The 12,614-nt window shown below is 74.0% G+C and carries 11 protein-coding genes, 1 tRNA gene and 1 pseudogene; 7 read left to right on the top strand and 6 right to left on the bottom strand.

Annotated elements, in window-relative coordinates:
• Window positions 1–162: 162 nt before the first annotated feature.
• Both ACFTWP_RS13880 and ACFTWP_RS13875 read right to left on the bottom strand, forming a co-directional pair.
• Window positions 163–831, bottom strand: a complete 669-nt coding sequence (locus ACFTWP_RS13880; protein WP_380264716.1) for a response regulator — start codon at window positions 829–831, stop codon at window positions 163–165.
• A complete protein-coding gene (locus ACFTWP_RS13875) occupies window positions 828–2,027 on the bottom strand; it encodes a sensor histidine kinase (RefSeq protein ID WP_380264715.1) in 1,200 nt (399 codons plus the stop codon). Before ACFTWP_RS13875 ends, ACFTWP_RS13880 begins: the two co-directional genes overlap by 4 nt.
• A 241-nt stretch (window positions 2,028–2,268) precedes the next feature.
• On the opposite strand from ACFTWP_RS13875, the gene ACFTWP_RS13870 reads away from it, so the two are divergent.
• Window positions 2,269–3,099 (top strand): thioesterase II family protein, encoded by an 831-nt coding sequence (locus ACFTWP_RS13870; protein WP_380264714.1) that lies wholly within the window; start codon window positions 2,269–2,271, stop codon window positions 3,097–3,099.
• A 146-nt stretch (window positions 3,100–3,245) separates the two neighbouring features.
• Here ACFTWP_RS13870 and ACFTWP_RS13865 read toward each other — a convergent pair.
• Window positions 3,246–3,812 (bottom strand): annotated as a pseudogene (locus tag ACFTWP_RS13865) (ScbR family autoregulator-binding transcription factor); the annotation flags it as partial.
• 398 nt (window positions 3,813–4,210) lie between these two features.
• Between ACFTWP_RS13865 and ACFTWP_RS13860 the strand changes: the two are divergent.
• A complete protein-coding gene (locus tag ACFTWP_RS13860; RefSeq protein WP_380264713.1) occupies window positions 4,211–5,302 on the top strand; it encodes a sugar ABC transporter substrate-binding protein in 1,092 nt (363 codons plus the stop codon).
• Window positions 5,303–5,610: 308 nt separating this feature from the next.
• On the opposite strand, the gene ACFTWP_RS13855 is transcribed toward ACFTWP_RS13860, so the two are convergent.
• Window positions 5,611–6,759 (bottom strand): ROK family protein, encoded by a 1,149-nt coding sequence (locus ACFTWP_RS13855; protein WP_380264792.1) that lies wholly within the window; start codon window positions 6,757–6,759, stop codon window positions 5,611–5,613.
• Window positions 6,760–7,338: 579 nt separating this feature from the next.
• On the opposite strand from ACFTWP_RS13855, the gene ACFTWP_RS13850 reads away from it, so the two are divergent.
• Both ACFTWP_RS13850 and ACFTWP_RS13845 read left to right on the top strand, forming a co-directional pair.
• The gene (locus ACFTWP_RS13850; protein ID WP_380264712.1) at window positions 7,339–8,088 is read left to right on the top strand and encodes a DUF2470 domain-containing protein; all 750 of its coding nucleotides are present in this window, start codon (window positions 7,339–7,341) and stop codon (window positions 8,086–8,088) included.
• 50 nt (window positions 8,089–8,138) lie between these two features.
• Entirely contained in the window at window positions 8,139–8,525 is a 387-nt protein-coding gene (locus ACFTWP_RS13845) for a VOC family protein (RefSeq protein ID WP_380264711.1), read from the top strand.
• A gap of 441 nt (window positions 8,526–8,966) precedes the next feature.
• Here the strand turns inward: ACFTWP_RS13845 and ACFTWP_RS13840 are convergent.
• Window positions 8,967–9,041, bottom strand: a tRNA-Val gene (locus ACFTWP_RS13840).
• Between the two features lie 261 nt (window positions 9,042–9,302).
• On the opposite strand from ACFTWP_RS13840, the gene ACFTWP_RS13835 reads away from it, so the two are divergent.
• The 3 genes from ACFTWP_RS13835 (at window position 9,303) to ACFTWP_RS13825 (ending at window position 11,610) form a co-directional block, all read left to right on the top strand.
• On the top strand, window positions 9,303–10,679 hold the full coding sequence (locus ACFTWP_RS13835) for a hypothetical protein (RefSeq protein WP_380264710.1): 1,377 nt from the start codon (window positions 9,303–9,305) through the stop codon (window positions 10,677–10,679).
• Window positions 10,680–10,884: 205 nt separating this feature from the next.
• The gene (locus ACFTWP_RS13830) at window positions 10,885–11,367 is read left to right on the top strand and encodes a DUF4442 domain-containing protein (RefSeq protein WP_380264709.1); all 483 of its coding nucleotides are present in this window, start codon (window positions 10,885–10,887) and stop codon (window positions 11,365–11,367) included.
• Between the two features lie 21 nt (window positions 11,368–11,388).
• Complete coding sequence (locus ACFTWP_RS13825; protein WP_380264708.1) at window positions 11,389–11,610, top strand: zinc ribbon domain-containing protein; 222 nt, start codon at window positions 11,389–11,391, stop codon at window positions 11,608–11,610.
• Between the two features lie 90 nt (window positions 11,611–11,700).
• Here ACFTWP_RS13825 and ACFTWP_RS13820 read toward each other — a convergent pair whose 3' ends face one another.
• Window positions 11,701–12,612 (bottom strand): HAD family hydrolase, encoded by a 912-nt coding sequence (locus ACFTWP_RS13820; protein WP_380264707.1) that lies wholly within the window; start codon window positions 12,610–12,612, stop codon window positions 11,701–11,703.
• Window positions 12,613–12,614 lie beyond the last annotated feature (2 nt).

Genomic DNA, 12,614 nt, shown 5'->3' with positions numbered 1-12,614 from the left:
CGGAGGTCCCCGGGCTCCTTCGAGCATTCCGCCGAGGGGGGTCGCGGCGCGTCGTACGGGCAGCGGCTTCGCGGCTACTGCGGGGGGAGTACCCGGGCCGGGGCCCGCTACGACCCTTCGGCCCGATCAGCCCGATCAGCCCGCGCGGATCACTCGACCCGGTCAGCCGAGCCAGCCGGGACGGACCAGCCCGGACTCGTACGCCAGGACGACGAGTTGGGCGCGGTCCCGGGCCGCCAGCTTGACCATCGCCCGGCTGACGTGGGTCTTCGCGGTCAGCGGGCTGACCACCAGGCGGCGGGCGATGTCCTCGTTGGAGAGGCCGAGGCCGACCAGTGTCACGACCTCGCGTTCGCGTTCGGTGAGCACCGAGAGGTCAGGGCCGGCGCCCTCGGGCGCCTTGGAACGGGTGGCGAACTCGCCGATCAGGCGGCGGGTCACGCCGGGCGACAGCAACGCGTCGCCGGCCGCCGCGACCCGCACGGCGCGCAGCAGGTCGGCCGGCTCGGTGTCCTTGACCAGGAACCCCGCGGCGCCGGCGCGCAGCGCCTCGAAGACGTACTCGTCCAGCTCGAAGGTGGTCACGACGACCACCCGGACGGCGGCCAGCGCCGGGTCCACGGCGATCCGGCGGGTGGCCTGCAAACCGTCCAGGCGCGGCATCCGGACGTCCATCAGGACCACGTCGGGGGCGAGTTCGCGGGCCAGCCGGACGGCGTCCTCACCGTCGCCGGCCTCGCCGACCACCTCCAGGTCGTCCTGGGCGTCCAGCAGCGCGCGGAACCCCGCCCGGACCAGCGCCTGGTCGTCGGCCAGCAGCACCCGGATCACGTCGTGCGCTCCGTCCTCGTCGACAGCGTGGCCCGGACCCGGAATCCGCCGTCCGGCCGCGGGCCCGCCTCCAGCGTGCCGCCGAACGCGGCCACCCGCTCCCGCATGCCGACCAGACCGCTGCCGGAACCGCCCGCGTCCCCGTGCCCGGCCGGCCCCGGGTCGTCCACCTGGACGGTGAGGGCGTCGGCGTCCTCCCAGTCCAGCAGCACGGCGGCGCGGCGGGCCGCCGAGTGCCGGATCACGTTGGTCAGCGCCTCCTGGACGATCCGGAAGGCCGTCAGGTCGGCGCCCGCCGCCGGCGTCCGCGGCCGGCCCGCCACCCGAACGGCGACCGTCAGCCCGGCCCGGCCGGCCTGCTCGACCAGCTCGTCCAGGCGGGCGAGCCCGGGGGCCGGTCCGCGCGGGGCGGCGGCGTCCGGCGAGCGGAGCGTGCCGAGCACCTGCCGCACCTCGCCGAGCGCCTCCTTGCTGGCGCTCTTGATGGTGGTCAGCGCGGTGCGGGCCTGCTCGGGCCGGGTGTCCAACAGCTCCAGTGCGACCCCGGCCTGGAGGTGGATCAGCGAGATGCTGTGCGCCAGGATGTCGTGCAGCTCGCGGGCCATCCGCAGCCGCTCCTCGTCCGCCCGGCGCCGTTCGGCCTGCGCCTCGAAGGCCCGGCGCGCGTCCATCCGCTCCCGCCGGAACCGCAGGATCTCGGCCACCGCCACCACCAGCAGCACCCAGGCGACGGCGCCGAACTCCTGCCACCACAGCACCCGCGGCCCGCGCGACCAGGCGGCCGGCAGCACGAAGCCGACCAGCGCGTGGGCCAGGTAGCAGGCCCCCAGACCGAGCCAGGCCGCCCGGCGGTGGCCGCGCTGCACGGCCGCGCAGACGGCGACGACCAGGCTGAGGAACACCGGACCGTACGGGTAGCCGGCGAAGAGGTACGCCACGGTGACCGCCGAGACGCCGGCCACCACCGCGACCGGCCACCGGCGGCGCAGCACCAGCAGCGCCGGCCCGAGGAGCAGCAGCAGGTAGCCGAATGCGTCCAGTTCTACGTGGCCGCCGCTCTGGTGGCGGCCCGCCGCCGTGGTTCCGGCCACCTGGACCACCGCGACCACCAGTGCCGTGGCCACCGGCCAGCCCGCCTTGGCGGCTCGCACCCACGGCGGGCGCCACGGCCCGGAGTCCTCAGGATCGGTTGCCATGTCCGGAAGGCTAGACCGCGGGGCCCGCGCTCCGCGTCACCCGGCCGGGGCGATCGGGCGTACTCCCCGTGTAGTACGCCCGGAGCCTCCCGTCGTCCGTCCCGGCCCTCCGGCCGCGGCCGCGGCGCTCCGCGTTCTCGCGTTCTCGCGACGGTCGACGTCCGCGTGCGCCCGGCGACGCTCCGCGTTCTCGCGGCGGTCGGTGTTTGCGTGCGCCCGCCGCCGTTCCTACGCTGAGGCCGTGCATACCCCAGTTGCCGGTTCATGGATCCGTCGGTTCCCCGCCCTGGCGCCCGGGGGTCGCGGCGCCGAGCACACGGTGCGGCTGGTCTGCTTCCCGCACGCGGGCGGGGCGGCCGGGGCGTACGCCGGCCTGGCGCGGGTGCTGCCACCGGGCATCGAGCTGCTGGCGCTGCAGTACCCCGGCCGGCTGGACCGCTTCCGCGAGCGCCCGCTCGACAGCATCCCGGCGCTGGCCGACGCCGCCTTCGAGGCGCTGCGCACCGAGCTCACCGGCACCTTCGCGTTCTTCGGGCACAGCATGGGCTCCGTCGTGGCCTTCGAGGTGGCCCGCCGCTTCGAGCAGGGCGCCGCGAACGGCCCGGTGCGGCTGTTCGCCTCGGCCCGGCGGGCTCCCTCGGCGCCCCGCCGGGAGCAGCTCCACCTCGGGGACGACGCCGCGTTGCTGGCCGAGCTGGAGCGGCTGGGCGGCACCGAGCGGGAGGTGCTGGACGACCCGGAGATCATGGCCCTCGCCCTGCCCGTCCTGCGCGCCGACTACCGGGCGATCGAGACCTACCAGAGCCCGCCGGACGCGCGGGTCGACTGCCCGCTGACCGTCCTGGTGGGCGACGCGGACCCGGTCACCTCGCCCGCCGAGGCCGCCGACTGGGCCGCTCACTCGACCGCGGGGACCGACCTGCGGATCCTGCCCGGCGGCCACTTCTACCTGGACGCGCAGCTCTCCCGGGTGGCCGCGCTGGTGGCCGGCGCCCTGCTCCCCGCGCCGGGCGGCCCCGCCCTCCCCGAGGGCCCCGCGGAGGACCGGAGCCGTTCGGAGAGCCGGAACTGATCGGAGAGCCCGAGCCCTTCGGAGCGCCGGAGTTCGTCGGGGAGCCGGAGTTCGTCGGGGAGCCTGTGATCGGAGAGCCTGAGCCCCTCGGCGAGCCGGGCGGCCAGGTCCAGGTAGTGCGTGCGGCGCCGGGGCGGCACCAGGCCGGGGATCAGCACCTCCCACATCTCCCGCAGGCGGGCCGGCAGGTTGCCGCCCGTCTCCGTCGCCCGCGCCACCAGCTGCAGCCCGGCGAAGGAGCTGATCACGAAGCGGGCGCAGGCGTCCGGGTCGACGCCGGGGCGCAGGTCCAGCTGGCGCGCCGCCCGCCTGAACTGCTCGCCGAGGACGGCGGCCCACTCCCCGTACGGGCCGGTGGCCGGGCCCCGCGTGATGCCTCCCTCCAGCGTCAGCCGGACGCCGGCGCGGGCCACCGGATCGGCGAGCAGCTGCTCCGCCAGGACGAAGGACAGCCGCACCACCGTCTCGACCCCGGGCAGGCCCCTGGCGAGGAGCCGGTCGGCGGCGTTCATCGCCTGCCGGTGCTGGAGCCCGATCACGGCCAGGGCCAGTTGCTCCTTCGAGGCGAAGTGGAAGTAGAGCGCGCCCTTGGTGACCCCGCTCTCGCCGACGATGTCCGCCAGGCTGGTCGAGCCGAACCCCTGACGGTCGAACATCCGTGCGGCGGCCGCGACGATCGTGGTCCGCGTCAGCTCCGCACGCTGCTGCTTCACGGTGACTGGCTCCTCGGGGCCTGAGGGCGGGCGGACTCACGGGCAGGTCTGACGGACGGGCTCACCGGGGCAGGACCCGCCGGCCCGGAAACGGGTCGACCGGTATGTTATCCGAGCCGAACAGAATGTTCACGCATGATCCAAAACCGTCACCCGGCGCCCACCGGATCCGGGTGCGACCACCCGGAGGGCCAGGAGCCCCACGGGGCCGGGACGCTGAAGCCCGGTCAGCGTCCTTCGCCCACCGATCACCGAGGGCGACCCCACCTTTTAAGAAGATAACGAATTAGGCACCTGTCCAGCGGCGACGTTTTAGTTATTGACGGCAAGCATGGAAGGACGTTTGACTCCGGTCCTCAGCCGCAACGATGCGGCGCAGTCAGGAGGCACCACCCAGCATGAACGTTGTGACGCGTCGCACCATCAGTGGCACAGCCGCACTCGCGCTCGCACTCTTGACCCTCACCGCCTGCGGGGAGGACGACGCGGGGAAGAGCTCGGACGGCGTCGGCCACACCACAGTCGGCCTGCTGCTTCCCGAGAACTCCTCCTCCACCCGCTACGAGGCCTTCGACAAGCCGCTGATCCAGGCCTCCGTCGCCTCGCTCTGCACCAAGTGCACCATCGACTACGCCAATGCGGACGGCAACGAAGCCACCCAGAAGCAGCAGTTCGACGCCCTGCTCGCCAAGGGCATCAAGGTCATCCTGCTCGACCCGGTGAACGCGAAGAACACCGCACCCTGGGTCGAGGCCGCCAACGCCAAGGGCGCGAAGGTCATCGCCTACGACCGGCTGGCCGCCGGAAACGTCGCCGCCTACGTCTCCTTCGACAACGCCCGCACCGGCGAACTCCAGGGCAACGCCCTGCTGGAGGCCCTCGGCCCGAAGGCCGCCGACGCCGAGGTCGTCATGATCAACGGCTCGGAGGCGGACCCCAACGCCGCCAGCTTCAAGAGCGGCGCGCACAAGTCGCTGGACGGCAAGGTCAAGAAGATCTCCTACGAGCAGTCCGGCGAGTGGAAGCCCGACGTGGCGGCCCAGAAGATGAACGAGGCCATCCGCAAGGTCGGCAAGGACAACATCGACGCGGTCTACGTCGCCAACGACGGCATGGCCGCCTCGGTCATCGAGACCCTCAAGGCGGCCGGCCTCAAGAACATCCCGGTCGGCGGTCAGGACGCCTCGATCGACGCCGTGCGCCGGGTGCTCTCCGGTGAGCAGTCGTACACCATCTACAAGCCGTACAAGCCGGAGACCGACGCCGCGGCCACCATCGCCGTCCACCTCTTGAAGGGACTGGACGTCACCTCCATCGCGAGCTCGATCACCGAGAGCAACGGGTCGCACGTCCCGTCGATGCTCCTCACCCCGATCGTGGTGACCAAGGCCAAGGTCGCCGTGACGGTGATCGCCGGCGGTCTCTACACCGCTGCCGAGGTCTGCGCCGCGCCGTACGCCGACGCCTGCGCCGCCGCCGGCATCAAGTAGCCACCGGGACCGGGCGACCCCTGGCGCCGCGTAACCACCCGGACCGGGTGACCACGCCGGCACGGGACGACCGTCGAAACGGGACGGCCGCCAGGACAGGACGGCCGCCAGGACGGGACGACCGTCGGTACCGACTGACCGCGCGTCCCGGTCGGCGCCCCGGACGCCGGGCGACCACCGGATACCGGGCGACCACCCCGGCGCCATCCGCTCCAGACCACCGCAGGGTGGCCCGCCTGCCGCTGTGGCCGGTGCCCGACCGGCACCGGCCGCGGTAGCAGGCGGGCCACCCCGGCAGCGCCGGGCGGTCAGGCCCGGGCCACCGCCGCCGAACGGCGGTCGAAGACCTCCGGCCGGGCGGTGCGCAGCGCCGTGGACAGCGCACCGATCAGCACCGCCTCGTCCCCCAGCAGGCTCGGCGCCAGCCGCGGACGCAGCGGGGTGAGCGCGTGCAGGGCCTCCTCGACCCGGTCGAGCAGAAGGTCGGAACTCTGGCCCATTCCGCCCCCGAGCACCACCAGATCGGGATCGATGACCGAGGACACCACCGCCACGGCGTAGGCGAGTTGCTCCGCCTGGCGTTGCACGGCGGCGAGCGCGGCCGGGTCACCCGCCCGCGCCGCGTCGAAGACCTGCTTGGCCGTCGACGCGCCGCGCAGGCCCGACTCCCGCGCCCCGCGGACCACGGACTCGGCCGAGGCCGCCGACTCCAGCATCCCCCGCCGCTGGTCGTGCTCCCCGCCCGCACCGGCACCCGCACCGCCCGGCAGCGGCAGGAACCCGATCTCGCCGGCCGCCCCGTGCGCACCGCGCTGGAGCTTGCCGCCGGAGACCACGCCCATCCCGATGCCGGTGCCGAGCAGCAGGTAGACGAAGTGCCGGCTCCCGGCGCCCGCGCCCCGCGCGTACTCGCCCAACGCCGCCAGGTTGGCGTCGTTGTGCACGCTGATCGTGGTGTCCAGGCCCGCCCTGATCCGGTCGAAGAGGCCCCGCCGGCCCCAGCCGGGCAACTGGGCCGCGTAGCGCACCCGCTGCTCCGACTCGTCCCAGACGCCCGGGGTGCCGATCGCGGCGTGCACGACGGCGCCGGGGCCGATCCCGGCCTCCTCGATGGCGGCCCGGGACTCCGCGATCACCGCGTCGGCCACCGCGCCGGCGCTGCGGCCCCGGTTCGGAACGTCCCGCCGGGCGGTGATCTCCCCCGCGAGGTCCGCGACCGCGACCCGCAGTCGGCCCCGGCCGATGTCGACGCCCAGCACGTACCCGGCGGTCGGGTCCGGCTCGTACAGGACGGCCACCCGGCCGCGGCCGGGGGCGAGCAGTCCGGCCTCGCGGGCCAGTCCGGCCTGCTCCAGGGTGGCGAGCGCGGCCGAGACGGTGGGCTTGGAGAGACCGGTGTCCCGGGCGAGTTGGGCGCGCGAGGCGGAGCCGGTGGTGCGCAGGCGCTCCAGCAGCATCCACTCGTTGTTGCTGCGCAGCCGCTGCCTGCTCCAGGGCTGCTCGGGCGCCGACCCCGGCGCGGGGTCGGGCCCTCCCAGGTCGGAGCCGCCGGTACCCGATGATGCGCCGCCGGTGCCGGGTGTGCCGGGGCCGGATGTACCGTCCCGGCCATGACCTGAGGCCTCGTCCGCGGAGTGCGGCCCCGAGACGGATGCCCGGTCGGAGCCCTGGTGGGAGGGCTGTTCGGGACGCTGGTCGGAAAGCTGGTCGGAGCCCGGGCCGGGTCTCGCGGCCGGGTGGGAGCTCATGGTCGCCTCCGCGCCTGGATGGTCTCGGTGATCTTCTGATCCGCCCCGCAACTCTAAGCGGGATCGTGCCTGCACCGACCGACGATTCGCCAGGTCGATGTGATGCCCGCGTGCCGCGGGGGTGCGTCGAGTGTGTGGAGGGGGTGGCGCCACGATGTCGACCGATGGCGTCGGCCGCCGACGCCGGTCGACGGCATCGGCCGACGGCATCGGTTGCCGCGCCGCCGGCCTGGCCACCCGTCGACCCAATGGGTTAAGTTAGCCTTACCTAACCAAGGGAAGGCCGTCATGCACCCCACCCACGTCAGCAACCAGGCCCCGACGGACGCCGAGCGGGTACGGAGCCTGCTCCTCACCGCCTCCTCGCTCACCACCACGACACGGGCGGGTCGCCACGACCTGCTGGGCCCGGACCTGCTCGACCTCGGCGCCCTCCCCCACAACCCCGGGGCCCGGCTGACGGCCCCCCAGGACTGCCGACTCACCCACGAGGCGGCCCAGGCGGACGAGGAGGGCGTACCCGTCCTCCTCGAATGGACCGACGTGGCACCGGTCGCCGTCCGCGACCGGGTCCGCTGCCAGGTGCGGATCGCCGGGCGGCTCGGCCGGCCCCGGGCCGCGGCCGACGGCACCGTCGTCCTACCGCTCGACCCGACCCAGGTACTCCTCACCGCCGACGGGACCCACCTCCCCGTCGACTTCGACGAACTCACCCGGGCCGCCCCGGACCCGATCGCGCCCTACGAGGCCGCGCTGCTCACCCACCTGGACGAGGACCACCACGACCAGGTGGCCGCCCTCTCCCGCCTGGTCGACCCCCGCCTGCTGTCCGGCGTCACCCGGGTGCGGCCGCTCGCCCTGGACCAGTACGGCATCGTGCTCCGCCTCGAACACCTCCGGGTCCACCACGACGTCCGACTGGCCTTCGACCGGCCCCTGCTCGACGCCGGCGAGGTCGGCCACCGCATCCACGCACTGCTCGACTCCGCGGCCCGGGTCCGCGCCCGCCGCCTGCGACTCCACACCGAACGGCACTGAGCCCGGACGGCACGGAACCACGCGCCCAGGAGGCGCGGCATGATGAACACGTGATCGGACGCCTGTTCTCCCTCGTCATCGACTGCCCCGCCCCCGCCGAGCTCGCCAGCTTCTACGAGCAACTGCTGACCCTCACCCGGGTGGAGGACACCCCCGACTACGTGGTGCTCGAAAGCCCCACGGGCAGCGAGACGGTGACCTTCCAGCGGGTCCCCGACTTCCGCCCGCCGCGCTGGACGGACCCGGACCACCCGCCGCAGATGCACGTGGACGTCCTGGTCGACGACCTGGACGTGGCCGAGGAGGCCGTCCTGACCCTCGGCGCAACCCTGCTGGAGGGCTCCGACAAGCCGATCGGCTACCGCGTGTACGCCGACCCGGTCGGCCACCCGTTCTGCCTGGTGACCCGGGAGGGCGTCACCGCCCCCGAACAGTGACCCTGCCACCGGCGCCCCGGCCACGGCCGGCTTCCTACCTCCCCCGGTCGCAGTTCCACGCCGCTGAACGAACCGAATGTCGATCCGGTGGCGACGATGAACCCGCCGCAGATGGATCGGGCCTGACGTTGGGACATGCTCCGGAAGCACCCGGGCGAGAAGCCCATCGTGCGTCGGGGATCACGGAGCCCGCCGCCGACAGTGCAACGAGCGCCGGCCACCGGCAAAGCCCCCGCAGGTGGCAATGGAGATCTTGGGCCACTCGCGGATCGCCGTGACCATGAACGCGTGAACGGACGTCTCGACACGCACCCGGCGGCAGATCCCCGGGCACCCGGGCCGTCTGCCGGAGCGGCACCGCAGGAGCGGCTGGCATCACCCGTTGCTGTCAGCCACTGCAGTCAAATGCCCCGTAGCGTGATCGCTGCGGGGCCTTTTGGCTGGTGGGCGCGGACGGTTTCGAACCGCCGACATCTGCTTTGTAAGAGCAGCGCTCTACCACTGAGCTACGCGCCCCCCGTCGCGGCCGGTGGGGGCACGACGAAAGGCAAGACTACCTGGTCCGGCCGGTCCTCCGGGCCATGTGGCCGAGGAGTGGGACGGCGGGCGGGGTCGAGGGCGACGGGAGGTGGGGTGGGCCGGGTGGGAGCGGGGGCGTGGCCGGGGCGGGAGGGGTGCCGGTCGGTGGGGGTGATCGGGAAGAATGGGGGTGGATCAGCTGTCGGGCGGGCCTTCGGGCGGCCGGGCGGGACGGGACGGCAAGGCAGGGAGCGCGGTGTGAGGGTGGCCGGCGGGAGCGGGCGGGGGCGGCTCGGGGGCGCGGCGGTCGAGGCGCTGGTGCTGCCGCTGGTGGTGGCCGGGATGTTGGGGGCGGCCGGGGCGTCGGCGTTCGGTTCGGCGGGGGGTGGCCGGGGTGGCTGGTGGCGGCGCAACGACGCGTTGCGGGCCGAGGCCCGGGCGGCCCGCGATGCCGCGCAGCAGGCGTTCTACGAGCTGGACTCGGCCCAGCGGGACGTGCAGCTGGCGGTGGAGACGGTGCGGGCGGCCGAGGACGGCGCCGCGGCTCGCCAGGCCCTCGCCGACTTCCAGCAGGTGACGGGGCGGGTCGACCAGGTCAGCGTGAACTATCTGGCCGCGCTCGACGCGTTCGACCTGGACGCGGAGGAACTTGAGTCGGCGGCGGCCACCCAGGCCCGGCGGCGACTGGAGGACGTCAAGGGGCAGTTGGGGTCCGCGCAGGCGGAGTTGGACGGGTTCCTGCAGCGCCTGCAGCCGCTGCTCCAGCATGCCGAGTCGCAGCTGATGCGGGTGACGCCGGCCGTCGAGAAGGCGAAGCGTTCGCTGCTCGCCGCGACCACCTCCCTGGAGGCCGTCCGGGGCGCGGGCTTGAAGGCGGACGATCTCGCGGCGCAGTTGGCCGAACTGGCTCCGGAGCTGACCCGCCTGAACGAGGGCGCCTCGCGGCACGGGGTCGCTCCGACGCTGAAGCGGGCCGAGGACGTGGCCCGGCGGGCGGAGGCGATCGCGGAGAAGGCCGGGCAGTTGCCGGAGCGGGCGCAGGAGATCGACCGCCGGGTGGCGAGTCTGCGGACCAGGATCCAGGCGCTGGAGACGAAGTCGGGCACGGTGGAGCCGGCTCTCAGTGAGTTGCGCCGCCGGTTCAGCAGCGCGTGCTGGCAGGACCTCCAGCGGGTGCCCGTCCAGGTCGCCGAGGCGGTGCGGGCCGCGCAGGAGAACCTCGCGGAGGCCGCGCGGGCCCGTGACGAGCAGCGGTGGCCGGACGCGACGGGGGCGATCGGTACCGTCCGGGCGCTGCTGACCACCGCGGACGACTCGGTGGCGGCCGTCAACGAGCGGCTGCGGCGCCTGAACGAGGTGGAGCACGACCCGAACCGCGAGGTCGAGCGGACGCGTTTCGCGCTGCGGGACGCGCAGCGGCTGGCGATGGCCGGGCGGCAGGCGCCGGATCCCCGGCACGCGGGCCCGCTGGACGCGGCCGTCGGGCGGCTGGACCGGGCGGTCGCCGAGCTGGAGGCAGCCGGGCGGCACCCCGACTACTGGCACTTCCTCGGTGAACTGGCGGCGGTGCGGGAGACGGCCGCCGAGGTGGTGGAGCTGATCCGGGGTGACCTGGGCGCGAGCGGCCATCACTGAGAACCGCGAGCGGCCATCACCGGGAACCGCGAGCGGCCATCACCGGGAACCCCGAGCAGCCATCACCGGGAACGGCGAGCAGCCATCACCGGGAACGGCGAGCGGCCATCACTGAGAACCGCGAGCAGCCATCGCCGAGAACTGCGGGAAGTCCACGCCCCACTCCGCATTACTGACGAGTAACTTGATCGGCTAGAGTCCTCCCATGGCACGTAAGCGCACCATGACCGCCGCGACCTTCCGGCGTGGGATCAACCTCTGGCCGCCCTTCCTCTGCGCGGGCATCCGGGTGCTGTCGGTCTCGGAGGACTTCACCTTCGCGAAGGTGAGGCTCCGGCTCGGCCGGCTCAACCGCAACTGGGTCGGCACGCACTTCGGCGGATCCATCTTCGCGATGACCGATCCGTTCTGGATGCTGCTGGTCATGCAGAACCTCGGCCGCGACTACGTGGTGTGGGACGCCGCCGCCGAGATCAGTTTCGTCTCGCCGGGGCGGGGCGACATCTTCGCCGAGTTCACGCTGACCGACGACCGGCTCGCCGAGATCCGCGAGCTGACCCGGGACGGCAAGAAGGCCCTGATCTGGTTCGACACCGAGGTCGTCGCGGCGGACGGCTCGGTCGTCGCACGCGTGCGCAAGCAGGTGTACGTCCGGCAGAAGCGCAAGCAGGACGTACCCACCGGCTGATCCGCTGGGTACCCTGCGGGTATGCCTCGTTATGACTTCCGCTGCCGCTCCTGCGGCGCCACCTTCGAGCTCCGCCGCGCGATGGCCCAGGCCAACGACCCGGCCGTGTGCCCGCAGGGACACCCCGACACCGTCAAGCTGCTCTCCACCGTCGCCGTCACGGGCGTGGGCGGCGGCGCCTCCGCGGCACCGCAGCAGGCCCCGTCCGGTGGCGGCTGCTGCGGCGGCGGCTGCTGCGGCTGATCCCGGACGCCGCGCAGCGGTCCCCGAGCCCGAGGGCGGGCCCGGGGCCGCGGTGCGTTCGTCGGGCGTGCCCGTGCGACCCCGGCGGCCCTACCGGACGGGCGCCGGCCGGGCCGTCGCCTGCGCGCCGGCCCGGACGCGCTCCAGCATCTGACGGACGATCTCCTCGCCCGCCGCGACGCCGATCTGGGTGAGCGCGGTGACGCCGGGCGCCGTCCAGTCGGAGTCGGCGAGTTCGCCGTGGCCGGGGCGCCAGCCCGCGTCCGCCGCGAGCAGCAGCTCGGCGTCGAGCAGCGAGTCGCCGGCCGACAGGACGGTCGCGCCGCCGACCCGGCGTTCCACCTCGGCGAGCGCCGCGCTCTTGCTGAGCGGGGCGGGCACGGCGTAGACCTTGCGCCCCTGGAGGGAGACGGTCCAACCGCGCTCGCCGCACCAGCCGGTGAGCTCGTCCAGCCAACCGGCCGGCAGCTCGGCGCGCTCGACGACGAGGTAGGCGAAGAGGTCCTCGGCGACCCGGCGCTTGTGCGTCCACTCGGGGTCGGCCGACAGGGCCAGGTGCTCGACGACCTCGCGCAGCGGCGCGGACGCGGCCTCCAGCCTGGTGCGGACCTCGGCCTGCCAGTCCTCGTCGGGCACGCCGCCCACCAGGATCTGGCCGCCGTTGGTGCAGATCGCGTACTCCGGCACCCAGCCGGGCGTGGGGCCGGGCAGGTTGACCCGCTCGTACTGGGTGCGGGTGCGGGTGGTGGCGGGCACGAAGAGGGCGGCGCCGACGAGCTCGACCAGCAGTTCGGCCGCCTGCTCGGTCATGAACGAGAGCGCCTTGCCGTCGTGCACCTCGACCGAGAGCAGGCGCGGCGCCAGCCGGTCGGGGACGTCCAGCGCGAGGGCGCGGTTGGAGTAGATCAGCGTCCGGTCGAGGTCGCTCGCCACCAGGAACCGGCGGTCGGCGCCGGCCGGCTGCCGGTCGGTGCTGCTCGTCTGCCGTTCGGGGGTGCTCATCA

Origin of the sequence: Kitasatospora sp. NPDC057015, from assembly GCF_042673745.1 — a bacterium.
In the GTDB taxonomy this organism is placed as follows: Bacteria; Actinomycetota; Actinomycetes; order Streptomycetales; family Streptomycetaceae; genus Kitasatospora.
This window is presented reverse-complemented; position numbering and strand designations above follow the sequence as displayed.

Coding starts and splice junctions, on each gene's coding strand:
- ACFTWP_RS13875 (WP_380264715.1), bottom strand. CDS start 2,027: ATGGCAACCGATCCTGAGGACTCCGGGCCGTGGCGCCCGCCGTGGGTG.
- ACFTWP_RS13860 (WP_380264713.1), top strand. CDS start 4,211: ATGAACGTTGTGACGCGTCGCACCATCAGTGGCACAGCCGCACTCGCG.
- ACFTWP_RS13855 (WP_380264792.1), bottom strand. CDS start 6,759: ATGCTGCTGGAGCGCCTGCGCACCACCGGCTCCGCCTCGCGCGCCCAA.
- ACFTWP_RS13850 (WP_380264712.1), top strand. CDS start 7,339: ATGCACCCCACCCACGTCAGCAACCAGGCCCCGACGGACGCCGAGCGG.
- ACFTWP_RS13830 (WP_380264709.1), top strand. CDS start 10,885: ATGGCACGTAAGCGCACCATGACCGCCGCGACCTTCCGGCGTGGGATC.
- ACFTWP_RS13825 (WP_380264708.1), top strand. CDS start 11,389: ATGCCTCGTTATGACTTCCGCTGCCGCTCCTGCGGCGCCACCTTCGAG.
- ACFTWP_RS13820 (WP_380264707.1), bottom strand. CDS start 12,612: ATGAGCACCCCCGAACGGCAGACGAGCAGCACCGACCGGCAGCCGGCC.